General features: G+C 49.5%; 23 protein-coding genes and 1 pseudogene. 19 read left to right on the forward strand and 5 right to left on the reverse strand.

The window, feature by feature from the left end; translation table 11 throughout:
• The first annotated feature begins 92 nt into the window (after window positions 1-92).
• Window positions 93-716, forward strand: a complete 624-nt coding sequence (locus KDX31_06700) for a cytochrome b/b6 domain-containing protein (GenBank protein ID UTW04685.1) — start codon at window positions 93-95, stop codon at window positions 714-716.
• Between the two features lie 99 nt (window positions 717-815).
• Here the strand turns inward: KDX31_06700 and KDX31_06705 are convergent, their stop codons facing one another.
• Complete coding sequence (locus KDX31_06705; protein ID UTW04686.1) at window positions 816-1,712, reverse strand: LysR family transcriptional regulator ArgP; 897 nt, start codon at window positions 1,710-1,712, stop codon at window positions 816-818.
• 180 nt (window positions 1,713-1,892) lie between these two features.
• On the opposite strand from KDX31_06705, the gene KDX31_06710 reads away from it, so the two are divergent.
• Window positions 1,893-2,519 (forward strand): amino acid transporter, encoded by a 627-nt coding sequence (locus tag KDX31_06710; protein UTW04687.1) that lies wholly within the window; start codon window positions 1,893-1,895, stop codon window positions 2,517-2,519.
• 38 nt (window positions 2,520-2,557) lie between these two features.
• On the opposite strand, the gene KDX31_06715 is transcribed toward KDX31_06710, so the two are convergent.
• Window positions 2,558-4,114 (reverse strand): PAS domain-containing protein, encoded by a 1,557-nt coding sequence (locus KDX31_06715; GenBank protein ID UTW04688.1) that lies wholly within the window; start codon window positions 4,112-4,114, stop codon window positions 2,558-2,560.
• A gap of 301 nt (window positions 4,115-4,415) precedes the next feature.
• On the opposite strand from KDX31_06715, the gene KDX31_06720 reads away from it, so the two are divergent.
• From KDX31_06720 to KDX31_06735, 4 genes are all read left to right on the forward strand, one after another.
• Window positions 4,416-5,936, forward strand: a complete 1,521-nt coding sequence (locus KDX31_06720) for an aldehyde dehydrogenase (protein UTW04689.1) — start codon at window positions 4,416-4,418, stop codon at window positions 5,934-5,936.
• Between the two features lie 323 nt (window positions 5,937-6,259).
• On the forward strand, window positions 6,260-8,356 hold the full coding sequence (locus KDX31_06725; GenBank protein UTW04690.1) for a cache domain-containing protein: 2,097 nt from the start codon (window positions 6,260-6,262) through the stop codon (window positions 8,354-8,356).
• 106 nt (window positions 8,357-8,462) lie between these two features.
• Window positions 8,463-8,876: an aminoacyl-tRNA hydrolase gene (gene arfB / locus KDX31_06730; GenBank protein ID UTW04691.1), complete on the forward strand. Its 414-nt coding sequence runs from the start codon at window positions 8,463-8,465 to the stop codon at window positions 8,874-8,876.
• A 38-nt stretch (window positions 8,877-8,914) separates the two neighbouring features.
• The gene (locus KDX31_06735; GenBank protein UTW04692.1) at window positions 8,915-9,091 is read left to right on the forward strand and encodes a DUF3012 domain-containing protein; all 177 of its coding nucleotides are present in this window, start codon (window positions 8,915-8,917) and stop codon (window positions 9,089-9,091) included.
• 62 nt (window positions 9,092-9,153) lie between these two features.
• Here the strand turns inward: KDX31_06735 and KDX31_06740 are convergent, their stop codons facing one another.
• Together KDX31_06740 and KDX31_06745 are read right to left on the reverse strand one after the other, a co-directional pair.
• The gene (locus KDX31_06740) at window positions 9,154-9,861 is read right to left on the reverse strand and encodes a winged helix-turn-helix domain-containing protein (GenBank protein ID UTW04693.1); all 708 of its coding nucleotides are present in this window, start codon (window positions 9,859-9,861) and stop codon (window positions 9,154-9,156) included.
• A 141-nt stretch (window positions 9,862-10,002) separates the two neighbouring features.
• Window positions 10,003-10,905, reverse strand: coding sequence for a helix-turn-helix transcriptional regulator (locus KDX31_06745; GenBank protein ID UTW04694.1), 903 nt, complete (start codon window positions 10,903-10,905; stop codon window positions 10,003-10,005).
• 245 nt (window positions 10,906-11,150) lie between these two features.
• Here KDX31_06745 and KDX31_06750 point away from each other — a divergent pair, with 245 nt between their 5' ends.
• The 9 genes from KDX31_06750 (at window position 11,151) to KDX31_06790 (ending at window position 20,471) form a co-directional block, all read left to right on the forward strand.
• Window positions 11,151-12,032: a transporter gene (locus KDX31_06750; protein ID UTW04695.1), complete on the forward strand. Its 882-nt coding sequence runs from the start codon at window positions 11,151-11,153 to the stop codon at window positions 12,030-12,032.
• A gap of 17 nt (window positions 12,033-12,049) precedes the next feature.
• A complete protein-coding gene (locus tag KDX31_06755; GenBank protein UTW04696.1) occupies window positions 12,050-14,164 on the forward strand; it encodes a PQQ-dependent dehydrogenase, methanol/ethanol family in 2,115 nt (704 codons plus the stop codon).
• 285 nt (window positions 14,165-14,449) lie between these two features.
• On the forward strand, window positions 14,450-14,521 hold the full coding sequence (pqqA, locus tag KDX31_06760) for a pyrroloquinoline quinone precursor peptide PqqA (GenBank protein ID UTW05320.1): 72 nt from the start codon (window positions 14,450-14,452) through the stop codon (window positions 14,519-14,521).
• A 78-nt stretch (window positions 14,522-14,599) separates the two neighbouring features.
• The gene (gene pqqB, locus KDX31_06765) at window positions 14,600-15,547 is read left to right on the forward strand and encodes a pyrroloquinoline quinone biosynthesis protein PqqB (GenBank protein ID UTW04697.1); all 948 of its coding nucleotides are present in this window, start codon (window positions 14,600-14,602) and stop codon (window positions 15,545-15,547) included.
• An 11-nt stretch (window positions 15,548-15,558) separates the two neighbouring features.
• Entirely contained in the window at window positions 15,559-16,329 is a 771-nt protein-coding gene (gene pqqC, locus KDX31_06770) for a pyrroloquinoline-quinone synthase PqqC (GenBank protein UTW04698.1), read from the forward strand.
• The gene (gene pqqD / locus KDX31_06775) at window positions 16,326-16,643 is read left to right on the forward strand and encodes a pyrroloquinoline quinone biosynthesis peptide chaperone PqqD (GenBank protein ID UTW04699.1); all 318 of its coding nucleotides are present in this window, start codon (window positions 16,326-16,328) and stop codon (window positions 16,641-16,643) included. Before pqqC ends, pqqD begins: the two co-directional genes overlap by 4 nt.
• Before the next feature lie 25 nt (window positions 16,644-16,668).
• The gene (gene pqqE, locus KDX31_06780; protein UTW05321.1) at window positions 16,669-17,793 is read left to right on the forward strand and encodes a pyrroloquinoline quinone biosynthesis protein PqqE; all 1,125 of its coding nucleotides are present in this window, start codon (window positions 16,669-16,671) and stop codon (window positions 17,791-17,793) included.
• A gap of 47 nt (window positions 17,794-17,840) precedes the next feature.
• Window positions 17,841-19,781, forward strand: coding sequence for a S9 family peptidase (locus KDX31_06785; protein ID UTW04700.1), 1,941 nt, complete (start codon window positions 17,841-17,843; stop codon window positions 19,779-19,781).
• 111 nt (window positions 19,782-19,892) lie between these two features.
• Window positions 19,893-20,471 carry a PhnA domain-containing protein gene (locus KDX31_06790; protein UTW04701.1) on the forward strand — a complete coding sequence of 193 codons (579 nt, stop codon included), beginning with the start codon at window positions 19,893-19,895 and terminating at the stop codon, window positions 20,469-20,471.
• A gap of 42 nt (window positions 20,472-20,513) precedes the next feature.
• Here KDX31_06790 and KDX31_06795 read toward each other — a convergent pair.
• Window positions 20,514-21,473 (reverse strand): annotated as a pseudogene (locus tag KDX31_06795) (integron integrase).
• Between the two features lie 336 nt (window positions 21,474-21,809).
• Between KDX31_06795 and KDX31_06800 the strand changes: the two are divergent.
• The 4 genes from KDX31_06800 to KDX31_06815 all read left to right on the forward strand — a co-directional run bounded on the left by KDX31_06800 (window position 21,810) and on the right by KDX31_06815 (window position 23,822).
• On the forward strand, window positions 21,810-22,256 hold the full coding sequence (locus KDX31_06800) for a hypothetical protein (protein ID UTW04702.1): 447 nt from the start codon (window positions 21,810-21,812) through the stop codon (window positions 22,254-22,256).
• A 15-nt stretch (window positions 22,257-22,271) separates the two neighbouring features.
• Window positions 22,272-22,535 carry a hypothetical protein gene (locus KDX31_06805; GenBank protein UTW04703.1) on the forward strand — a complete coding sequence of 88 codons (264 nt, stop codon included), beginning with the start codon at window positions 22,272-22,274 and terminating at the stop codon, window positions 22,533-22,535.
• Between the two features lie 98 nt (window positions 22,536-22,633).
• Window positions 22,634-23,338 carry a sel1 repeat family protein gene (locus KDX31_06810; protein ID UTW04704.1) on the forward strand — a complete coding sequence of 235 codons (705 nt, stop codon included), beginning with the start codon at window positions 22,634-22,636 and terminating at the stop codon, window positions 23,336-23,338.
• 85 nt (window positions 23,339-23,423) lie between these two features.
• Entirely contained in the window at window positions 23,424-23,822 is a 399-nt protein-coding gene (locus KDX31_06815) for a hypothetical protein (GenBank protein UTW04705.1), read from the forward strand.
• Window positions 23,823-23,867 lie beyond the last annotated feature (45 nt).

Here is a 23,867-nt window from a genome sequence, read left to right on the forward strand (position 1 = left end):
AATGACAGAACAGGAATATCAAATCAGGTCTGGTTTTTATGGGCCAGGGCCGGGTGTTTGAGCGCCGTCACTGGTATCACCGGGATAGGGTCATGTCTGAAAAAGTGTATGTATGGGATAAGTTTGTTCGTTTGTTTCACTGGTCACTGGTGGTGCTGTTTCTAATCAGTTATCTCTCGGCAGAAGAGGTCGAGTGGCTGCATGTCTATTCCGGCTATGCTATCGCAGGACTGGTTGTGCTACGTGTTATCTGGGGGGTTATAGGTAGCCAGTATGCGCGGTTTACCGATTTTGTTCCTTCAATCTCTTCTGCTAAGGCGTACATTGTGGCCATCAGATCCGGTAAACCGGGACACTATCTGGGGCATAACCCTCTGGGTGGGCTGATGGTTATCGCGTTGCTGGTAATGCTGACACTGACGACCCTGAGCGGAATGAAGCTTTACGCAGTAGAAGAGGGTAAAGGTCCTCTGGCGGGGGGCGCGCAGATTCAGCTTCTCAGTCCTGTATATGCCGATGATGATCATGATAAACGCCACGATAACCATAATGAGGAAGGAGAGGGTAATGAATTGTGGCAAGCGCTTCATGAGCTTTCTGTGAATCTGATGCTGCTGTTAATCTTTTTGCATGTGGCCGGCGTAGTGATTTCCAGTTGGATACATAATGAGTCGCTGATTAAGGCGATGCTGAGCGGATATAAAGAAAAGCGCTGAAGCGACTCAGAATGCTGTACTGAGGCCGGAGACAAACCGTTAATGGCGGTTATCTGCTGTCCTCGGTAACAGGCGACCGCTTGCCCTGCGGATCAGCGTTTATTCGCCAGGCTGTTCCAGGTGCTGGTGACAGTAGCTGATCAGTTGTCGGGTCAGGTTTTTTCCGGTCTCGGTGGCCAGGTTCCAGCTGTGCCAATACAGGGGGACTTCAATACTCTGGCCAGCTGCAATCTCAATAACGGCACCGGACTCTATCTGTGCCTTCATCTGCAGATCCGGAGCCATACCCCAGGCGAAGCCGCGTTGTATAAGCTCTGTAAATGCCTCGGAAGAGGGGACCCGGTGACGGGGGTAGGTCTGTACAGCAGGATAGAACTGGCTGATAAAGTTATCCTGAAGTTCATCTTTTTCGTTATATTCCACTGCTGGCGCATTGGCCAGCGCGTCAGCAGAGACCCCGTTGGCAAAATAGCGCTGTACAAATCCGGGGCTGGCCAGTGCCAGGTAGCGACTGATCCCCAGGTATACGGCATTGCAGCCCTGCAGCGGCTTGCTGGTGGCACTGATGCAGCCCTGAACATCTCCCTGTCGCAGTAGCAGGTGGGTCTGATCCTGATCATCGACTCGCAGATCAAGCAATACCTCGCTCTGTTCCAGTACCGGCTGCAGCGCATCCATAAACCAGGTTGCCAGCGTATCCGCATTCAGCCCGATCGTTAATTTGGTAAAGCCCTCATCCCGGGTGTTTCCCAGCGTTTTCACAAGCTCACTCTGCAGCAGTGTGACCTGATGATAGTGACGTTGTAACTGCTCTCCGGCTGATGTCAGACGCAAGGGTTGACTGCGCACCAGTAACAGCTGGCCGGCAGACTCTTCTAACTGTCGGATGCGTTGCGAAATGGCGGACTGGGTCAGAAATAACCGTTTTGCTGCGCGGTCAAAACTCTGTTCCTCCATGACCGTGGCGAGAGCCTGGAGTTGGCGATAATCAAACATAGTGGGTCTCAGATAAGGTTGTGTTTCTGACCGGGTTGATAAGGATGGGTGCTCAACCTGGGCAATTAAATATAGCTATATTAATTTTTCTAATGAAATATAAATATTATTAGTTTTACTAAACTGTGTCGATTTTTTATTCTGCTTGCTCATCAAGTGCAGAACGGAATACACACTCTCATGCTGTCATTTATATCAGCTCCTTTTCTGACCGGGCTGGCCACCAGTGCTGGCCTGATAATTGCCATCGGCGCCCAGAATGCGTTTGTTCTGAGCCAGGGCGTGCGTCGTGAATACCACTGGTCGATTGCCGGGGTATGCAGTCTGATTGATGCACTGCTGATTACCGCTGGCGTTGCGGGGATGGGGGTGCTAATTGGTCAGTCGGAGCTGGCGTTGAAACTGATCAGCTGGGCAGGGGGAGCATTTCTCCTGTGGTATGGCGCTAATGCGCTTCGCTCAGCGCTGCGCAGTGAGTCAATGACGCTCTCCGCGAACAATTTTTCCAGTCTGCAGTCCGCATTGCTGACCACCGTGGCACTGAGTCTGCTGAATCCTCATGTCTACCTCGATACCGTGGTATTGCTGGGGAGTATTGGTGGTCGCTATCCCGACCAGGAGCGTTACTGGTTTGGTGCGGGGGCTGCAATGTTCTCTTTTGTCTGGTTTTTTTCGCTGAGTCTTGGGGCTCGCTGGCTGGCTCCGTTGTTTCGCAGGCCGGTCAGCTGGCGCATTCTGGATGGACTGGTATGTGTGATGATGTGGACGTTGGCGGGTTTGTTACTAAGCGGCAACCTCAGCCCCTGATGTTCAGGGGCATCCGGCCAGAGAGTTGATCTGATTTTCTACTGTTTAGTGTTCTGGTTGACGATCTGAGACAGGTCAGTCACCAGTCGGGCGAGATTATCGATAGCCTGGTTGGTATTGCTGATTGATTCCTTGTTGCTATCAGAGATATCCCGAATAGAGATAATGCTCTTGCTCAGGCTTTCCGCCGTTTCATTCTGTTCATCTGCCGCCACTGCAATCTGCTGGCTCTGATCCGATATCTGATCCAGCGACTGGCTCAGCTGATCGAACGCTTGTCCGGCTATTTCGGCCCGGCTGATGCTGTCTTTCGCCTGAGTATGGGTTTTACTCATGGTATCTGCGGTATTACGGACCTGAGTTTGCACAGCTCCGATACTGGATTTGATCTGCTCAGTCGCTTTTTGGGTACGTATTGCTAGCTCCCGGACTTCATCCGCGACCACCGCGAATCCGCGCCCGTTATCGCCGGCTCGGGCGGCTTCGATGGCAGCATTCAGCGCTAACAGGTTGGTTTGATTGGCGATCTCATTGATTATGGTGGTGATGTGGCCGATCTCTTCAGTCTGATGATGTAACTGTTCTGAGAGTTCGGACGCCTGCTCAACCTCTTCGGACAGTCGTTCAATGGTTTGCAGCATATCATTGATATTGGTTCTGCCATTCTGGGCATCCATCGCCGCCTGATGGGTTACATCGGAGGTCCGCGAGGTGTTTTCTGCGACATTAAGGGAGGAGGATGCCATCTCAGTACTGGCCGAAGCCAGCATATCGCTTTCCAGATTCTGCTGTTCAATACCAACGGTGGTCTGGCTGAGGCTCTGATGAGTATTATTCATTACCTCTCTGAGGGTCTTTATCGCATCTTCCACCCGGCCTGTGACGGTCTGTAGTTTGGCTTGCTGCAATTGAATAGCAAGATTAAACGCCCCAATTTCATCCATGCGTCCGGTGATTGCCAGCTGAGAAAGAGGGTTGTCATAGACCTTTAACGCCAGAGTAAGGCTTTTCTGCAGCGGTGTTAACTGCCAGTAGGCAAGGGCGGTAAATACGCTTGTCAGCAGGCCAGATAATAGCAGTCTGACCGGTGTCTCAAGCGGACTGACTCCGATAAGTGTGACCGCCATAAAACCGGTAAAAACCGTTGCCAGAATCCGGTGACTCAGGCGAATGCGCGATAGTGATAATCGTTTTGGGTTTGCATTAACCTTGTCATAGAGTGCCTGGGCCTGTTGTTTTATCTCGTTGGGAAGCCGGCTTCGCACTGACTGATAGCCAATTTTTTTTCCATCGTGATCGTATTGTGGTGTGACATACGCCAGCACCCAGTAGTAGTCGCCGTTTTTGCAACGGTTTTTAACGGCACCCAGCCATGGCTTGTCAGCATTAAGGTTAGTCCACAGGTCGGCAAACGCTGCTGCAGGCATGTCTGTATGGCGCACAATATTGTGCGGCTGACCCACAAGTTCTTCGCGACTATATCCGGAAATATCAACGAAATCCTGGTTTGCATAGGTTATGCATCCCGTCAGGGAGGTAGTGGAAATTAAACGGCTACCCTGATGAAGGTCCCGCTCCTTAGCATTGTCAGCCATTTAAAGATCCTTACTGCATTAATTACTTGTCTCTCAATACGCAGTGTGGTGATTCTTAATTTTGCGTATACGGGCCCGGATTAGTACAGGCACGGATGAATTGTATGTTGATTATTACCGCGTTGCTAAAGCTTTATCCTCAAAGTGGTCATTACCGCAGAAAATTCCGAATTACTACTAAATAACTAAATTTTCAGTGCCAAGGGAGCATAGGTCAAAACCATGGTTACTGGCTAATATGGAAGAGTAGTCAAACAGCCCGCAAAGTGCGGTGTATAACAAAAAAAGAGAGGCTTGGACAATGATTTACGCACAGCCAGGAACCGAAGGTTCAGTTGTTAGCTTTAAAGAACGTTACGCAAACTTTATCGGTGGTGAGTGGGTTGCGCCGGTTAAAGGTCAGTACTTCCAGAATACCACACCCGTAACAGGTGAAGTATTTTGTGAGATCCCTCGTTCGACTGAAGAAGATATTAATCTGGCGCTGGATGCTGCTCATGCAGCTAAAGCAGCCTGGGGCACTACCTCTGTTACAGAGCGCTCCAACATTTTGCTTAAAATAGCAGATCGTATTGAACAAAACCTGGAACTGCTGGCCGTTGCCGAAACCTGGGATAACGGTAAAGCTGTTCGTGAAACCCTGGCTGCTGACGTGCCGCTCTGTGTTGATCACTTCCGTTACTATGCCGGTTGTATCCGTGCTCAGGAAGGCTCAATGGGAGAGATCGATCAGAACACCGTTTCTTATCAGTTCCATGAACCCCTGGGCGTGGTCGGTCAGATCATTCCGTGGAACTTCCCGCTGCTGATGGCTGCCTGGAAACTGGCGCCAGCACTGGTAACGGGTAACTGTGTTGTACTGAAGCCTGCCGAACAGACTCCTGTATCAATCCTGAAACTGATGGAAGTGATTGGTGATCTGTTGCCGCCGGGTGTACTGAACGTTGTAAACGGTTTCGGTAAAGAGGCGGGCGAAGCGCTGGCAACCAGCAAGCGTATCGCGAAAATTGCATTTACCGGTTCGACTCCGGTTGGCTCGCATATTCTCAAATGTGCTGCTGAAAATATTATCCCATCGACTGTTGAGCTGGGTGGTAAGTCTCCAAACATCTATTTTGAAGATGTCATGGATCAGGAAGAGGAATTTGTTAGCAAGGCGGTCGAAGGTGCGGTTCTGGCATTCTTTAACCAGGGTGAAGTATGTACATGTCCTTCACGCTTGCTGATTCAGGAAAGCATCTACGATGAGTTCATCGCTAAAGTGATTGAGCGTGCTAATCAGATTAAGCGTGGCAACCCGCTGGATACTGACACAATGGTGGGTGCTCAGGCTTCTCAGCAGCAGTTTGAAAAGATCCTGTCCTACATGGATATCGGTAAGCAGGAAGGTGCTGAGTTCCTCATCGGTGGTGAGTCTCATGTAAACGATGGCGAGTTCAGTAAAGGCTACTATGTTCAGCCAACGCTGATGAAGGGCCATAACAAGATGCGTGTTTTCCAGGAAGAAATCTTTGGACCTGTTGTCGCGGTAACCACCTTCAAAGATGAAGCTGAAGCGCTGGAAATTGCCAACGATACCGAGTTCGGTCTGGGTGCTGGTGTCTGGACCCGTGATATGAACCGCTCCTACCGTATGGGTCGTGCTATTGAGGCCGGCCGTGTATGGACTAACTGCTACCACCTGTATCCAGCACATGCTGCGTTCGGTGGTTATAAGAAATCCGGTGTAGGTCGTGAGACTCACAAGATGATGCTGGATCATTATCAGCAGACTAAGAACATGTTGGTCAGCTACGATATTAATCCACTAGGCTTCTTCTAAGCTGGTTTCTTAAAACTATAGTGTATTCCCAGGGGCAGTTTATCTGCCCCGCTTCTCAGTCTCCAGTCGTCGTTTGGAGATTTGCACCGCAGCCCACTCGTCATGAGTGGAATGCACTCCGCATCCGGCTTCTCTTTTTATTCCGGGTTATGTCGGTGTTTTTTGGCGGCCTCTGGCCGCCTTTTTTTGATCAGTCACCTGTCATCCTGAGTAGTTCCCTGAAAGTTTCGTTTGTGCGCCTGCGTATAACTAAACTAAGCTAAGCTTAATGGTCGTTAGATGGTTAACGGTTGCTTAGGGGATACTGGGTAGCAATGGATTTGATGAGAAAAATACGCAACTCGGGTCTTTATCCTTTCTGGCTTGTATCAGCAATATTAATCTCTCTTCTGGCCGTTCTCTTTGGCTACCTTTTCTTAGCGGGTCAGCAGTATGTCAACGCTAACCTGGAAAAACTTCAAGACTCACTTCAACTGAATATCAGTCGTCGCTTACAGAGTGAAGTGGCGGATGCCGCTCATTTTATTAATGCCCGTTACCATAATGCTGAGCAGGTTATTATGACCCGCTCCCAGAGTGAAGTGCTGCAGGCGATCGAGATAATGAACAGTCTGTACCAGCAAAATCATGGCAAAATGCCGGAAGCTGAATTAAAGACGATGCTGTTGGAGGCGCTGAGAGGGGTCCGCTTTTTTAATGGCAGAGGCTATCTGTTTGTCGGTGATCAGCAGGGTAAAAATCTGCTGTCGCCACTTCAGCCTGATCTTGAAAACCATTCAATGACAGACTTTAAAGATGATCGCGGAGTCTATTTCGTGCGTCGTTTTCTGCAAGTTTCTCGCTCTGAAGAGGGGCGCGGATATGTCCGTTATCGCTGGTACCCTCCCGGTGATCGTGAAAATATGCGTGATAAAATTGCCTTTATTGCACGATTTGAGCCCTTTGACTGGTTAGTCGGAGCGGGTGATTATGTGTTTCAGATACAGGAGGATCTGCAGCAGGAGATGGTTGCCCGCCTGCAGAGCATACAGTTCGGTAGCGATGGCTATATCTCGATTATCGGCCCTGGTGGTAAGGTTATCGCGGGCCAGGGCGTTAACCGGTTTGTCGGGCTGCAGCCGTCACAGCTGGAGTCCCGTCATGACCGGGAACGGATATCAGGGTTGTTGTCGAAAGTTATAGCAGACGGTTTTATTCGTGCGGACTGGTATCTGGCGGACGGCCAGCCGGTGGACGATCAGCTCCTCTATGCCAGCCTTTTGCCTGTCTGGGACTGGGTTATTATCGCCGGAGGCTATACCGACCCCTCACTTGAGCTTCTGTTAGAGGAACGCCAGGACATCAGTCAGAACCAAACCGAGAGTAACGCCACGCTGGTGCTGCTGTTTATGGTGTTACTGGTCATAGGGTTTCTGATGCTGCGTTATTACTCCCGTGGACTGAATATGGTCTTCAGCAACTATCAGAATAACCTTGATCAGCAAAATATTACCCTCAATGAAAATGCCCGGTCGCTGGAAATCAGCCGACGGATTGTGGATGCTGCCCATGAAGGGATCATGATTACGGATGCCGATAACAATATTATTCAGATTAATGATTCATTTACCCGGATTACGGGATATCTGTTTGACGATGTAAAAGGGCAAAACCCGAATATTCTTGCTTCTTCCGCCCAGAACTCTGAATTTTATCAGGCGATGTGGAGTACCATCGAAACAGAGGGGGAGTGGCACGGTGAAGTATGGAATAAGCGAAAAAATGGTGCCATCTACCCTCAGGCTCTTTCAATTACCTGTTACCGTAATCAGGACGGCAGTATTGAAAATTATATCGGTACGTTTACCGATATCAGTCAGCGCAAAGCCTTTGAAGAGCAGCTGGAGCACTTAGCGCAAAGCGACTCCCTGACGGATCTGCCAAACCGACGATCACTCAGTAAGCGGCTACAGCATGAGCTGAGTGTGCTGAAACGATATCCTGAGCGACAGCTGGGCCTGATCTTTCTTGATCTTGACTTTTTTAAGCAGATTAATGACACCTACGGTCACGGAATTGGTGATCAGGTGTTGCTGGTTACTGCCAGACGCCTGAGTGATACCGTACGTGCTGTGGATATGGTCAGTCGGGTGGGGGGGGATGAGTTTGTTGTGCTGCTGGGTAACCATTCGGGTGAGATGCAGCGCACCGCAATTCAGTTGGCAGAACGGATCATTGATGCAGTTTCACAACCGATGACAATCGCCGGTGAACCATTAAAGGTGACCACCAGTCTGGGTATCGCTCTGGCACCGGTGGATAGTAGTGATGACACCCGGCTGCTGGAATATGCTGATCTGGCGCTATACCATGCGAAGCAGGAGGGACGAAATAATTACAAACAGTTTTCTATGTGGATGGCAGAAACTAAGATCGGCTAAATATAATCAAAGCGCCGGGCTCAGGGCTGATGCCGACAGCTTATTGCTAATCAGCGATGAGAGAAGCTGATATAATGGATTGCGTTGATCTGAAATGGACTGAGTTGTGCTGATTATTTCCAATAATGTATCGATCCCGGACGACGAGATTGAACTGAGTGCTATCCGGGCACAGGGGAGTGGTGGGCAAAACGTTAATAAAGTGTCTTCGGCAATTCATCTGCGTTTTGACATCACAGCCTCCTCTCTGCCTGAGTTTTATAAGGAGCGGTTGTTGCAGCTTAAAGATTCCCGCATCACTAAAGAGGGGATTGTGGTGATTAAAGCTCAGCAGTTTCGCACTCAGGAGAAAAACCGCGATGATGCCCTGCAGCGCTTGCAGTTGCTGATAAAGAGCGTATCAATCGTACAAAAGGCGCGTCAGGCGACCAAGCCCTCCCGCTCATCTCAGCGTAAGCGGGTGGATAGCAAAACCAAACGGGGACAGGTTAAGTCTTTACGGGGTCGTGTTACCGATTAGCCGGGTAACAGATTTATATAAAGGAACGGGGAAAAACCATGAAAATAATTAAACAACTGAGCTTTTTGATGGCGATGGGGGTTGCAGTGATCAGCCTGCAGGGCTGTTCGCCTGAAGTCGGCACTAAAGCCTGGTGTGAAGAGCTGAAAGAGAAACCGAAGGGCGACTGGTCAGCAAATGAAGCGAAAGACTTTGCCAAGCACTGTATTTTCTGAACGATCATGCCAATACAGCCGGTAATGGTCTATATGAGCCATTACCGGTCATATTGAATGGTTTATACTTCTACCGCAAAAATATAGCCGATACCGTAGACCGTATTAATCAGCGCCTGCTCTTTACGATAGTCGTTCAGATATTTACGTAGTTTACCGATCAACACATCGATAGTCCGATCCGACGGGTGCCAGTCGCGATTGTAGAGGTGGTTTAGCAGTTGTTCCCGGGTCAGCAGTTTATTGCGGTTGTTCAGTAATATGTTGAGCAGCATAAACTCATTTCTGGCCAGCTTAGTCAGTTGCCCGCTGGGTGACTTTAATACCTGACGTATAGTGTTCAGCTCCCAGTCGGAAAAGCGAATGATGGAGTTCTCCTTGGTCGCTTTGCTCTCTTCATCTGAGTTGCCCGAGTGGCTTAATCTCGACCAGCGGCCCAGATTACGGATACGGGCGGACAGTTCGCGGTAATTGATCGGTGGGGTAATAAATTCGTCAGCCCCCATCTCCAGTGCAATGATCAGGTCATCAGCGCTTGCTTCCGGGCCTATCATGATGATGCCGCCGTTACTTTTATTACGGAGTTCCCGGGTTGTGGCAAAGTCTATTCGTTTAGAGCCTGAGTAATCGACGATAAAAACATCGGTAGAACTGTCTGCCTGAAAATAGGTGCTGCTTTTATGAGTCTTTATGTTGAAGCCGAAGTCGTTGTGATTATTTAAATCAAAAATATTATTATTCGGCTGATCGGTAATCACAGTTATATTCATGCACATATTATTATTCTTATATTCATACTTGAAAAATAAAATTGGATTTCTATATCTGTTTAAAATAATAACTGTCTTTTTATGGTGGGTCTGGTACAAAAATGCTCGATTTTAGTATGAAATGATCGGCTTTAGAGGGGGCTAACTGCGGATTTGTGAAGCGGTCAGGTTGAATATCCTGCGTAGAAAACGGTTCAGATGGCTCTGGTCGGTGAACCCCGTCATCTGCGCAATCTGGCTGGGGGTAAAGCGTCTATCCAATAAAAGTTGGCGTGCACGGTAGGTTCGTCTTAACAGCAGAAACTGGTGTGGAGTGTAGCCGGTGCTTTCCTTAAATGAGCGGCAGAAGTGAAAGCTGCTCATACTGAGGATGTCCGCGAGCTGGTCCAGGCTGATCTTGTCACTCAGGTTAAAATCGATATATTCGACAACCTTTTGTAACCCTTTGCGGGTGATCTTACCGGACTCATTATGCTTCAGAGTTATATTCGTTTTATTTGAATAGTGGTTCAACAGGTGCACAATCAGTGCGTTTGCCAGACTCTCCATATACAGGTTGCCGCTGGGAAACTGTTGCCGGGTCTCGGATAAAATAAGCTCGGATAAGTTTCTCAGTACCGGATCATCAGTTTGAAACAGCGACTGCAGCTCAAAATTATCAGGGCTGATACTGAGGTTCTCTTCGATCACTTTTCTAACGGCTGAGTGGGGGAACATGATATGAAGTGTGCTGGAGTCAGGCTCTGGAATCAGCCACTGATTATCCTGGAAAGCGGGTATGACAGAGAGTGTTTGTTTGTCCCAAATACCTTGGAAATGGTTGTCACCACAACTGTACTGCACAGCTACGGTGGGCGGTTTGTAGTTATAGACCAGGACATGATGGTCCATACCAGGGAGATTCAGATCGACAAAGGGCAGCCTGGCATAGTTTTCCAGGCGGATATTACAGAAGCTTTTTTCTGCGCTGGTGTCAGTGGGCTTAAAGGAAATGGTATCCAGTCTCTGGTCTGGCGTTATCAGCTTGATTTTATCATCAGGCATAACATCTACATCTCTTTATTTTTATTCTGAATGATGCTCAGTATATCGCAGATATTAGAGATTTTATTAAATTATGACAAGGATGAAATAGTTATAAGGCGAATACTTTATATATTAACAAAAGTTAATTTTTTAATTTTGTGGTCGTTACATTTCGTTACAAATCCTATAAGATCTTATCAATTTCCTCTGGTCCATTGTGCGTAATCTTGTGTTGTTGCATAACGTATCAGAGGAATAACAACGTGAAAAACAATAACTATAAACTCTTGCCTGTCTCCGCACTACTGTGTGGAACTCTTTTGTCCAGTCAGGCATTTGCAGTCGCTGAAACGGTTCATCCGCGGGACTACATTGTCGCCCCTCCTGGTGTTAACTTGTCGGTCACTTACCTGCAAACGGTTAACGGTGATAATTTCAATATTGATGGAACAAAAGTTTCAAATAGTGCTGATCTGGAAGTGAACGCAGTGGTTGAGCGTCTGATTCACTATACCGAATTGTTTGGTATGCCCGCCGATCCCCAGATTATTATTCCGGTTGTTGATCAGAAGATTGGGCTTCTGGGGGATGACAGCTCCGGTATCGGTGATATTTTTCTGGGTTCTACTTTCTGGCCTATTGCTGACAACACGAACAAAGAGTGGCTGGGTATTACCCCTTTTGTTTATCTGCCAACCGGCGAATATGAAAGCGATAAAGCGGTTAATGTGGGGGCAAACCGCTGGTCATTTGTACTACAGGCGGGCTATACCAAAGGTTTGACAGATGCTGGTCTGTACATGGATCTGATTGGTGAAGTCGAGGTCTACGGTGACAATAATGATCTGGCCGCCGGTGATAGCCTGAGCCGTGACAATATGTATCGGATGAGCGCAATGCTTTCTCAGGATGTAACTCCCGGTGGATATATCTGGGGACGTTACAGTAAACAGAAGGGCGGTGAACAGCAGGTTGATGGCGTAACACAGGTTGCTACGGATATAGACACCGATACGCTGACCGTTGGTTATACCCAGTGGATTGGCAAAGAGTTTCAGTTGCAAGGTGAATACAGTAAAGATCTCAATGTTGAAAATGGCATTGAAACCGACGGTGTCACTTTGCGTCTTGTGGTCCCATTTTAATCTGAGAGGTATACGTGATGCGATTTAGCAAACAACTTTTGCCTCTCATGCTGGGGGCTTTATGTGTTATGCCTCTTATGTCAAAGGTGCAGGCCGCCGCCAATGTCGATGGCAACCGAATCAGCCATGCTGATAAAGAGCCCGGCAACTGGATGTCCCACGGCCGTGATTATTCTGAGCAGCGCTTTAGCCCTTTGGCGCAGATCAATAAAGATACCGTCAGTGATTTAGGTTTAAGCTGGTCCTATAAATTCGATTCTACCCGGGGGTTGGAAGCGACGCCGCTGGTGATTGACGGTACTTTATATGTGACTGGTAACTGGAGTGTTGTCTACGCATTCGATGCTGTTACTGGTGAGCTGAAGTGGACCTTTGATCCTCGGATCAATAAGGGTGATGTCGGCCCAAAACTATGTTGTGACGCAGTCAATCGGGGCGTTGCTGCCTGGGATGGGAAGATCTTCGTGGGTACGCTGGATGGCCGTCTGATTGCCATTGATGCCGAGACGGGTCAACAGCAGTGGTCAACTCAGACCACAGAGAAAGGCAAGTATTACTCGATTACCGGCGCGCCCCGGGTGGTCAAGGGTAAGGTACTGATTGGTAACGGCGGTGCAGAGTTCGGCGTGCGGGGTTATTTCTCTGCTTACGATGCTGATAGCGGTAAAATGCTGTGGCGCTTCTATACCGTGCCTGATAACCCGGCCAATGAAACCGATCCGACGATGATTGAAATATCAAAGACCTGGTCGGGTGAATGGTGGAAACTCGGTGGGGGAGGCACCGCGTGGGACTCAATGGCTTATGATCCCGAGTTGGACCTGCTTTACGTGGGAATCGGTAATGGCTCACCCTGGAACCGGGAGCTACGCAGCGAAGGTAAAGGTGACAACCTGTTCCTTTCTTCCATTGTCGCGGTCCGTCCTGATACCGGCGAATATGTCTGGCACTACCAGACAACGCCCGGCGAAGAGTGGGATTACACTGCCACGCAGCATATGATTCTTGCGGATATTAAGCTAAACGGTAAAACGCGCAAAGTGATTATGCAGGCACCTAAAAATGGTTTCTTCTATGTACTGGATCGCCAAACCGGTGAGTTTATCTCGGCGGAAAACTACGTCACAGTAAATTGGGCAGATGGGATTGATGCTAAAACAGGTCGCCCTGATATCAAGCCGGAAGCGCGTTACAGTACAGCGGCTAAGGCGTTTCTGGCTCTGCCCTCACCTTTTGGCGGGCATAACTGGCAACCGATGAGCTTCAACCCCAATACGGGGCTGGTGTATCTGCCAACCCGGGAGATGGCTTTCCCCTATATCGCGGATGGTGACTTTAAAGCTAAGGATCTGGCGGTCAATCTGGGCGTCAGTCTGCTTGCCGCTTCAATGCCGGAAGATCCTGCTGTGCGCAAAGCAGTTAAGGCCGCGACTAAAGGTCGTCTGGTGGCATGGGACCCGGTCGCACAGAAAGAGGTTTGGGGTGTTGATATGCCGGTACCCTGGAATGGAGGTACTTTGAGTACCGCGGGTGATCTGTTGTTCCAGGGTAATGCTAAGGGTAACTTTGTTGCCTATGACGCTAAAACCGGCGAGCAGAAATGGTCGTTTTTCAGTCAGACCGGCATCGTTGCCGCACCGATGACCTACAGCGTTAATGGTGAGCAGTATGTTGCAGTCATGGCTGGCTGGGGTGGTGCCGTTCCATTGGTTGTCGGTGAGTTGGTGAGTGAAGCCGTTAAAACCAACACTAACCGTTTGCTGGTATTTAAACTGGGCGGGGATAAAGCACTGCCTGTGCTGAACGTTAAACCGCGTCAGTTAAGCCTTCCGGAGATGACCGCTTCTGTAGAGGACGTTGAGCAGGGTAAAGCGCTTTATCACACATACTGTGGTGGTTGTCACGGCGACGGGGCAGTGAGTGGTGGAGTGGTGCCAGATCTTCGCTATGCCAGTGCTGACACCTTTGGTTTCTGGGAAGCGATTGTGGTCAACGGACTGAAAGCCAAGAATGGTATGGCATCATTCAAGAGTGTGCTGAGTGTAGAACAGGCTGATGCAATCAAAGCGTACGTTATCAAACGCGGCTATGATCAGCAAAGAGCTCTGGCGGCGGCCAATGACTCTAAGTGAGAGCCGTTAAGTAAACTTTGAAAAGAGTAAGGATTAACACTTCTCCGCGTTGTTATTGCATCCTCATCGACGTAATACAGCCGCGTTTGGGGTGGCCATGTGCCACCTCTTTTTTTCAACTGATATTAGGAGGTGTTGGCCAGACCGGGTTACGGCACTGATAGACTACGACTAAAAAGTCATCCCTATTAGTTCCAAAGTACCATATGGGTTTGGCTGTTCACTTCATATGATTAAAGGCAGTCACAAGACTGGAACAATCTAATAACAAAAGAGGTAAGGCATATGTGGACTAAACCAGCTTATACAGATCTGCGTATCGGTTTTGAAGTAACAATGTACTTCGCTAACCGCTAAGCAATCTATCAGGCTCCGCCTTTGGGTGGAGCCTTTTAGTTTGCTCTGTTCAGTCACACCGACAAGATAATAATAACAATGAAAATACAAGTATTAGGCTCCGCAGCAGGCGGCGGGTTTCCTCAGTGGAACTGTAATTGCCGCAACTGTGCCGGCTATCGTGCCGGAACTCTCAATGCAAAATCCCGGACTCAGTCCTCCATCGCGGTGAGTGCCAACGGTGAAGACTGGATTCTGTTTAACACCTCCCCGGATATCCGCCAGCAGTTGGCTGACTTTGCGCCGATGCAGCCGAATCGTGCGATTCGCGATACCGGTATTGCGGCGATTGTCTTTATGGACAGTCAGATCGACCATACCACCGGTCTGCTGATGCTGCGTGAAGGTTGCCCCCATGAGGTCTGGTGTACCGATATGGTGTATCAGGATCTGACCACCGGCTTTCCCATCTTCAAGATGTTGGAACACTGGAATGGCGGCATTAAACGCAACCGCATTCCTGTCGGGGGATCGGTAGAAGAGGGCACTAACAGCTTTGTGATTCCTCAGGTACCCGAACTGAAACTGACAGCGGTCGCGCTGCTCAGCAGTGCTCCACCCTATTCACCGCATCGCAACGATCCCCATCCAGGGGACAACATAGGTATCCTGATAGAAGATACCCGCAGCGGCAAAACTCTGTTCTATGCCCCTGGCCTCGGCCAGATTGAGCCCCACCTTAAACCGATTATGAAAGACGCGGACTGCTTGCTGGTTGACGGCACTATCTGGCGTGACGATGAGCTGCTGACCTCCGGTGTTGGCGATAAGCTCGGCGTCACCATGGGCCATCTGGCGCAGTCCCGTAACGAAGATACCGGTGAGGGTGGCATGATCGACTTTCTGGACACGCTGGACAAGCCCCGGAAAGTGCTGATCCACATTAACAATACCAATCCGATTCTGGATGAAGACTCTCCGGAGCGGGCCGAAGTGGTCGCCCACGGTATCGAAGTCTCCTGGGACGGAATGGGTATAGAACTCTGAGAGGTTTTACCATGAATGCACAGATGAAAGATGTCCAGCCACCCATGAGCCGGGATGAGTTTGAACAGGCGTTGCGGGCTAAAAGTGCTTACTACCATACTCAACACCCGTATCACGTTGCCATGTATAACGGCAGCTGCACCAAAGAGCAGATCCAGGGCTGGGTCGCTAACCGTTTTTACTATCAGATCTCGATTCCGGTGAAAGATGCGGCGATTATGGCCAACTGTCCCGACCGCGATGTGCGGCGTCACTGGGTGCAGCGGGTGCTGGACCATGATGGCTATGATGGCGCGGTCGGTGGTATCGAAGCCTGGCTGCAGCTGGGTGAAGCAGTGGGCCTGACCCGGGAAGAGATTCTGTCGCAGGAACATGTGCTGCCCGGTGTTCGCTTTGCCGTGGATGCCTATGTCAACTTTGCCCGCCGGGCGAGCTGGCAGGAAGCCGCCAGCTCATCGCTGACCGAGCTGTTTGCGCCGACCATTCATCAGAACCGTCTGGACAGCTGGCCGGGACACTATCCCTGGATCAAGGCGGAAGGCTATCAGTATTTCCGTAACCGTCTCACCGAAGCCCGCCGCGATGTGGTGCACGGGCTGGAGATCACCCTGGATCATTACACTACCCGGGAGCAACAGGAGCGGATGCTGAATATTCTTCAGTTTAAGCTGGATGTGCTCTGGAGTATGCTCGATTCCATGACCATGGCGTATGAACTCAATCGCCCGCCGTACCATACGGTCACCGATGAGAAGGTTTATCACACCGGGTTGTTTTCATGAGCAGCCCGACTCACAGCGCAAACACCACCCCGAACACCGCTGCCGAGATAAGCCCGGAGTCGGTGCCGGTGCTGAACCGCATGTTCCGCTTCCAGTGGGAGAAGGCGCAGGACAGCTATGTGCTGCTCTATCCGGAAGGCATGGTAAAGCTGAACGGCCCGGCCGGTGAAGTGCTGGCGTTGGTGGACGGTCAGCGGACTGCAGCGGATATTATCCAGACACTGCAGGCCAAGTTTCCCGATGCCGAGGGGATCGACCGGGATATTCTGGATTTCTTAGGAGACGCCCGTGAGCAACTCTGGATCACCCTGTAACGGTCAGCCTTCACAGGCGCCGTTTTTGAACAGTGTCCCAACCCATGGTCAGCCGCTCTGGCTGCTGGCCGAACTGACCTATAAGTGTCCATTGCAGTGTCCCTACTGTGCCAACCCGGTCGACTTTGCCAGTAAGACCGGTGAACTGAGCACCGCCGAGTGGATCGATGTCTTTACTCAGGCACGTGAGCTGGGAGCCGCGCAGTTAGGCTTTTCCGGTGGCGAGCCGCTGGTGCGTCAGGATCTGATCGAGCTGATCCGCGAAGCACGTAATCTGGGTTATTACTCTAATCTTATTACCTCTGGCGTTGGCCTGAATGAGCGCAAGATCGCTGATTTCAGAGAGGCGGGGCTGGATCACATCCAGGTCAGCTTCCAGGCGGCGGACCCTGAGGTGAATAATCTGCTGGCGGGTTCTGAAAAGGCCTTTAAGCAGAAACTGGCGATGGCTCGGGAGGTTAAAGCGCAGGGCTATCCGATGGTGCTGAACTTTGTTACCCATCGTCACAATATTGATCAGATCGATCGTATTATTGAGCTCTGTGTCGAACTGAAAGCCGATTATGTCGAGCTGGCGACCTGTCAGTATTATGGTTGGGCGTATGAGAATCGTAACGACCTGTTGCCGACCCGGGCGCAGCTGGAGCGGGCCGAACGGATCACCAATGACTATCGTGATCGGCTGGCCGCCGAAGGTAATCCGATCAAAATTATCTTCGTCACGCCGGATTATTACGAAGAGCGTCCCAAGGGCTGCATGAACGGCTGGGGGCAGGTGTTTCTGACGGTCACCCCCGATGGCACCGCGCTACCCTGTCACAGCGCCCGGATGCTGCCGATCGAGTTTCCCAATGTACGCGAGCAGAGTATTGAGCAGATCTGGAACCGCTCCAACGGCTTTAACCATTTCCGCGGTTATGAGTGGATGAAGGAACCCTGCGCGTCCTGCGATGAGAAAGAGAAAGACTTTGGCGGTTGTCGCTGTCAGGCCTTTATGATGACCGGGGATGCCAATAATGCCGATCCGGTGTGCAGTAAGTCGCCCCACCACGATCTGATTCTGCAGGCCCGCGAGGAAGCGGAGCTGCCATCCCACAAAGAGCCTGTGTATCGTAACGAGCGTAACTCAAAGGTGTTCTGCAAAGGCTGATGTGATAGCCTGATTCTCTTATTGATCAGCGTGGACACTGCCTGAATATGCCCGGATATGGCTTTTTTGAATCCTCACTCTCTGCCGCGGATGCCGTCGCCGCCGGGCTAGAATGTGGTCAGCTGCATGCCTGCGAACAGGGGCTTTTCTGGGTTGAATACCGTCCCTCTGATGGTGGCCGTAATCTTCTGATTCAGCGTAGCTGGGAAGGGCAGATAACATGCCTGACACCAGCCGGTTTCAGTGTCCGCAGCGGTGTCTATGAATACGGTGGTAAAAGCTGGTGTGTCGCTGAGCAGCAGATCGCGTTTGTTAATGCCGCCGATCAGCAGATCTGGTTACAGACGGATGCCCGCACCCCGCGACAGCTTACTTACACCCCCGACTGCCGTTACGGTGATCTGATATTCGATCCGCAGCGGCAGCGCATTATCGCGGTGCAGGAACAAGCCTCCGATGATCCCACCCAACCCGCACACCGACTGGTCGCAGTTGCTATCGCCACCGGCCAGGTCACTGTGCTGGCGTACGGTGATGATTTCTATGCCTCACCGGCACTGCGTCAGGATGGTCAGCAAATTGCCTGGATCAGCTGGAATCATCCGCATATGCCCTGGGTCAGTACCCGGTTAAATCACGCGCGTTTTGATCCGGAAGGCGGCTTAACGGATCAGCGGATTGTCGCTGGTGAGTCAGTCGAGGAGTCGATTCAGCAGCCCCGTTTTCTCAGCGACAACGCGCTGGTGGCCATCACGGATAAAAGTGGCTGGTGGAATTTATACCGTTATCTATATGGGCGGCAGGATATTGGAAGTCACCTGCCAGAAACCGGTTCAACAGTGGCGGGGGGGCGTTCAGCGTCAGCTGCTGTGCTATCTCAGCCGGTCTGGCCCCGTCCTCACGACTGTGGTATTCCCCAGTGGCAACTGGGGGTCTCCACCTGGGATCAGCTCGATGCAAACCGCTGGATCGCCTGTTATATGCATCAGGGAGAAGGGCGCTTAGTGACAGGCGAGCTCTCGGCAGAGTCCCAAGCGATTGCTGAAGAGCGAGTGCTGGCCGGGGAATATAGCCTGTTTCGTCATATCTGCTGTTATCAGGGGCGCATCTACTGTATCGCGGCCGCCAACGACCGCTCCCCGGCAATACTGGAATTGTCGCCGCACAGCGATGAGATTAGCGTCCTTGCAGGAGGCGAGCCCCCAGCCATCAGTCCGAGCCTGCCACAGCCGGTCAGCTATCCGGTAGCGGGTGAGACCGCTTTTGCATTTCTCTATCTGCCTGAGCTGCTCAATGACACCGATGACAAGCCGCCCCTGATCGTTTTCAGTCATGGCGGACCGACGGCAGCGACTTATCCGGTTTACAATCCTAAAATTCAGTTCTGGACCAGCCGGGGCTTTGCCGTAATTGATCTCAACTATCGCGGCAGCAGCGGCTATGGGCGTGATTACCGGCTGCGATTAGCCGGAAGCTGGGGACAAACCGACTGGCTGGATGCCGAAGCGGCGGTTGATTATCTGGCCGCAGAAGGTCTGATCGACCCGGGGAATGTGTTTATACGCGGCAGTAGCGCGGGGGGGTATACCACCCTCTGCGGACTGGCCTTCAGCAACCGGTTCCGCGGTGGGGCCAGTTATTATGGGGTCAGTGATCCGGTGGCGCTGACGCGGGACACGCATAAATTTGAAAGTCACTACTTAGATTGGCTGATCGGGGATCCGCAGGCCGATGCCGAGCTTTACCGCCAACGCAGTCCGCTGGCACATGCCGGGCAGATCAGTTGTCCGATGATCTTCTTTCAGGGAGGCAAAGACCGGGTCGTGGTGCCGCAGCAAACAGAGGTGATGGTGAGTGCCCTGCAGCAGAGGAACGTTGCCGTAGAATACCATCTCTACCCCGACGAGCAGCACGGCTTTAGACAGGCGGAAAATCAGATTCACAGTCTCGACGCTGAAGTGCAATTTTATCGCCGCCTACTGACCTGAAACTGAGCCAATCTTCTGCTACAATGCGCGACTTCAAAATTCCATCCTTATGCCGCTGCCCTTGAGCAGTGGCATCATGACTGGCTGTCATGCATAACAACCGGAGTGACCATGAGTACAGAACAAGCCCTACGTGACCGCAGCGAATCCAAGTGTGAGCTGTGCAGCGCAACCGATAACCTGAGTGTGTATGAAGTGCCGCCAGGCTCTCAGGGTGGTGTCGATGATTCTGTACTGGTCTGCAGCACCTGCAAAGGTCAGATAGAAAATCCGGAAACCACCGATGCTAACCACTGGCGTTGTCTCAACGACAGCATGTGGAGCCAGGTGCCTGCCGTGCAGGTGGTGGCATGGCGTATGCTTAACCGTCTGCGCAGCGAAGGCTGGCCGCAGGATCTGCTGGATATGATGTATCTGGATGATGAAACCTCTCTGTGGGCGCAGGCTACCGGAGAGCATCTGGATGACTCTGAAAAAGTGATTCACCGTGACAGCAACGGTGCCATTCTGGAAGCTGGCGATAATGTTGTGCTGATAAAAGATCTGGATGTCAAAGGCGCAGGCTTCACCGCTAAGCGAGGCACCGCAGTGCGGGGTATCTCACTGGTGCAGGATAACGCTGAACATATTGAAGGCCGGGTCAACGGCACCCGTATCGTGATTCTGACCAAGTTTGTGAAGAAATCCTGATTCGGTTCTGAATGCTAAAAACGCGCCTGTTTGGCGCGTTTTTTATAGTAAGTCTAAAGGGCTGGATGTACCGGCATAGTGTTCTCCAATCACATGCGTGTAGATCTGAGTGGTTTTAACATCGCTGTGGCCTAAGAGCTCCTGTACGGTGCGGATATCTCTGCCAGCCTCTAGCAGGTGGGTAGCGAAAGAATGTCTGAAGGTATGGCAACTCACGCGTTTGAAGCGGATGTCGGTTTTAGCAACCGCTTGCTTTAACGCTTTTCGCGGTGCGGAATCATGCAAGTGATGTCGGCATAACTGCCCGGAAAGTGGGTGCGAACACAAGTTGTTAGAGGGGAAAAGATACATTCATCCGGGTTGGCGAAAGGCGTTTGGGTATTTTCTATCGAGGGCAAATGGCAGAGAGGGACCTAAGCCCTGACGGTTGTCCTTCTGTTGAATGTTTATCGCTGCAGACATTTGAGCCTCTATCTCTGGAAATAGGTTGCGGCTTAAAATGGTTTGACGGTCTTTGCTTCCTTTCCCATCGCGTACCAATAACGCCCTGCGCTCAAAGCAAATATCCTGAAGTCGCAACCGCAGGCACTCTGTAATACGCAGTCCGCTTCCATAAAGCAGTGAAAATATGAGTTTGTGATGACCTTCCATTTGGTTGAGAATTGAGCTGACCTCCGACGGAGTTAACACTACAGGCAGCCTTCTGGGACGAGTAGCCTGGTTAAAGCCCAGCTCTCCTAATTCAATCTTAAGAATTTTGTGGTACAAAAAAGCTAAGGCGTTAAGTGCGGTTTTCTGAGTGTTAATAGAGACATTTTGTTGATTAGCCATCCAGGATAAAAAAAGTTTTACCTGCTCAGCTCCCATTTCAGCAGGGTGCTTTTTTTGATGAAATAAGATGAAACGTTTGATCCAAAAAAGATAGGTTTTTTCAGTTCGTATACTATAGCCACGTAATCGAATCTCTTTGCGAACCCGCTCTAGAAAAGGACTTTTAGGCATAACGCACCTCCGTGTGAAAATTATGCATTTCTGTATGTATATACAGTTTATTTTATTCTGTCCAGCGGTTATGCTCATTTAATCGTTACAGAAGGCTCGTTTTGCTGCTTAGATTTTTTGCAAAACATAAGAAAAACATAGGGATAGGTTAAAAGCGCTGGTGGAATACTACGCCGGGTCATGAATGCAACTGCGCATTCTCGTTTTTGTCTTAAGGGAGATCGTGATGTTCATAAATTCCTCTTTACTATCTGATAGTTATCATCCCTTTTGTAAATTCAGCTTGGCATGCATATGCGCCGGCGTAGTATTAAAATGTTAGGTGTCAGCGTAACTATGGAATGGTTAAAGAAGCATAAATACTATTTTTACATTGGTTTATTCTGTCTCTGGCTGACTTCTGGGTATTTTATCCATCTTATTCCAGGGGTGGGGCCTGTCGTTCAAAGCTTTGGTGACCTTAGTTCTGAATATCCAGAATATGAGTTCAACGTAAAGTCTTCTACTAGTGGTTACATCAAAGTCACAGCAGAAGGAGAGGCCAGTGCGTTGCTATCTGAAGAAGAAAGAAAAGTACTGGCAAAAGAAATTGAAACCAAGGTTAGGAATGTTTTTCAAACAGACACTGAGGAAATAATAGTAAACTTTGTATCGAAAAATGTTCTGTTATCCATCGTATTAGGAGACAGCGATACAGGCGTTTTTTCATATAGTTTCCCTTCGTCTGAGGAAAAAACACCTAACAATACAAGCCAACCGACGCATACTGCGCGGCAGCTTTAAGCGTTATAACGCAATATGGAATTAGTTGAGAGTGGTATTGTTATACTTATCTTTCTGAGCATCGGCGTTTTTGGGATATACCAAGCTCGAAAGACTAGACAGCACCAAAGTGAATATAAAAAGTTAAGTGAAGTAGAAAAAGAGCGCTTAGATAAAATAGCTTGGGATGATCCAAAATTATTTGCTTACTCAAAACCTATGAGCAAAAGTATGTTGGTTAGCTCTCTAATAGGTGTACTTATATTCATATGGGTGTTACTTGAAACAACTGCGCTATAACAAGTTTGTTAATAATCGCCCTTCGGGCTGGACCGCAAACTGCGCTGCTTCGCAGCAATGCGGCCCATTACAAAAGCGTTATCTCCAAGAGGTAGTTAATGTATATTAGAATTTTTATATTTATTCTTATCTCTATTTTTTCAAATGTATATGCTGCTGACGACAATGATTTCTCCGCTGGTTATGCGGAACATGAAAAAGGGAACAACGATTTAGCTCTGGCTCATTTTCTGAAATCTGCTGAGAACGGCAATATACTAGCCCAGAACAACCTCGGATGGATGTATCTTCATGGTTTAGGCACCGACATTGATTTCAACAAAAGCTTCTATTGGTACCAAAAGGCCTCAGTTTCAAATGAACCATTAATTCTCTACATGCTTGGACAGGCTCATTTATTCGGCCGAGGTACGACTAAGGACAAGGCAAAGGCTTTTCAGCTTTATCACCGGGCACAAGGCAAGGGGATACCTGAAGCTGACTTAAGAGTTGGAATGGACTATTACTTCGGAATAGTGTCAAAACAGGATGTCATAAAAGGCAAGAAACTAATATTGCAGGCAGCTGAGGCTGATCAACCATATGCACAGTGCTTTATAGGTATGCTTGCATTAGAAGAAAACGATAAAGATTTAGCTTTATCATGGTTTCGTCGCGCCGAAGCCCAAGACTACAAATTTGCTAGTAAAATTATTGGCGCGCTTGAGTTTGAAGAAGGTAATTACTTGAGTGCAACCAAAAAAATACTATCTGGAGCATCAGCTTTTACATCGCTAGAAATCACGGTAACCGAGGGTGAGTAGAGATAACAAGGCCATTAATTTGACCGCCTTATGCTGCGCTCCATGCGGCAAATTATGGCGGCGTTATGCATAAATAGAGATGACCATGGAAGCACTATTAATTGTAGTTTTAGGCCTAGTAGGAATCACAGTATTATATAAATTAATTCCCTGTAGAAATTTGGGGACAAAGAAACCATTCATAGCTTTACTTCCAAAGTACAAAAAGAGTGTAAAGCACTCATTAAGTAATGCAGACCTTGAGGAAAAGTTGGCAGGTTTTGGTTTTAAAAAAGTAAAAGAGAGCGAATCGTGGCAAACGTTTACCAGAGGGTCAATTCTAGGCGATATTTCCATTAAGTTAGCAAAAGTGAACGTTGGTTTACGAAAAATTTCTGACTATGAGCATGAGGTAACTGTGCAAGCAGGATGGGTTGCAGCATTTGATAATGGTGACCATTGGAAATTTACAAAAGAACTTACTGAGAAGATTGAAAATGCATAACAAACTTAGGCAATCTGACCCCAAAACTGTTGCTCCTACGTCGCA

The organism is Amphritea atlantica (assembly GCA_024397875.1).
GTDB classification, from domain to species: Bacteria; Pseudomonadota; Gammaproteobacteria; order Pseudomonadales; family Balneatricaceae; genus Amphritea; species Amphritea atlantica_B.

Excerpts from the sequence above, each read along its gene's own strand:
- KDX31_06700 (UTW04685.1), top strand. The coding sequence starts at position 93 with ATGTCTGAAAAAGTGTATGTATGGGATAAGTTTGTTCGTTTGTTTCAC.
- KDX31_06705 (UTW04686.1), bottom strand. The coding sequence starts at position 1,712 with ATGTTTGATTATCGCCAACTCCAGGCTCTCGCCACGGTCATGGAGGAA.
- KDX31_06710 (UTW04687.1), top strand. The coding sequence starts at position 1,893 with ATGCTGTCATTTATATCAGCTCCTTTTCTGACCGGGCTGGCCACCAGT.
- KDX31_06715 (UTW04688.1), bottom strand. The coding sequence starts at position 4,114 with ATGGCTGACAATGCTAAGGAGCGGGACCTTCATCAGGGTAGCCGTTTA.
- KDX31_06720 (UTW04689.1), top strand. The coding sequence starts at position 4,416 with ATGATTTACGCACAGCCAGGAACCGAAGGTTCAGTTGTTAGCTTTAAA.
- KDX31_06725 (UTW04690.1), top strand. The coding sequence starts at position 6,260 with ATGAGAAAAATACGCAACTCGGGTCTTTATCCTTTCTGGCTTGTATCA.
- KDX31_06735 (UTW04692.1), top strand. The coding sequence starts at position 8,915 with ATGAAAATAATTAAACAACTGAGCTTTTTGATGGCGATGGGGGTTGCA.
- KDX31_06740 (UTW04693.1), bottom strand. The coding sequence starts at position 9,861 with ATGAATATAACTGTGATTACCGATCAGCCGAATAATAATATTTTTGAT.
- KDX31_06745 (UTW04694.1), bottom strand. The coding sequence starts at position 10,905 with ATGCCTGATGATAAAATCAAGCTGATAACGCCAGACCAGAGACTGGAT.
- KDX31_06755 (UTW04696.1), top strand. The coding sequence starts at position 12,050 with ATGCGATTTAGCAAACAACTTTTGCCTCTCATGCTGGGGGCTTTATGT.
- pqqB (UTW04697.1), top strand. The coding sequence starts at position 14,600 with ATGAAAATACAAGTATTAGGCTCCGCAGCAGGCGGCGGGTTTCCTCAG.
- pqqC (UTW04698.1), top strand. The coding sequence starts at position 15,559 with ATGAATGCACAGATGAAAGATGTCCAGCCACCCATGAGCCGGGATGAG.
- pqqD (UTW04699.1), top strand. The coding sequence starts at position 16,326 with ATGAGCAGCCCGACTCACAGCGCAAACACCACCCCGAACACCGCTGCC.
- KDX31_06785 (UTW04700.1), top strand. The coding sequence starts at position 17,841 with ATGCCCGGATATGGCTTTTTTGAATCCTCACTCTCTGCCGCGGATGCC.
- KDX31_06790 (UTW04701.1), top strand. The coding sequence starts at position 19,893 with ATGAGTACAGAACAAGCCCTACGTGACCGCAGCGAATCCAAGTGTGAG.
- KDX31_06800 (UTW04702.1), top strand. The coding sequence starts at position 21,810 with ATGGAATGGTTAAAGAAGCATAAATACTATTTTTACATTGGTTTATTC.
- KDX31_06805 (UTW04703.1), top strand. The coding sequence starts at position 22,272 with ATGGAATTAGTTGAGAGTGGTATTGTTATACTTATCTTTCTGAGCATC.
- KDX31_06810 (UTW04704.1), top strand. The coding sequence starts at position 22,634 with ATGTATATTAGAATTTTTATATTTATTCTTATCTCTATTTTTTCAAAT.
- KDX31_06815 (UTW04705.1), top strand. The coding sequence starts at position 23,424 with ATGGAAGCACTATTAATTGTAGTTTTAGGCCTAGTAGGAATCACAGTA.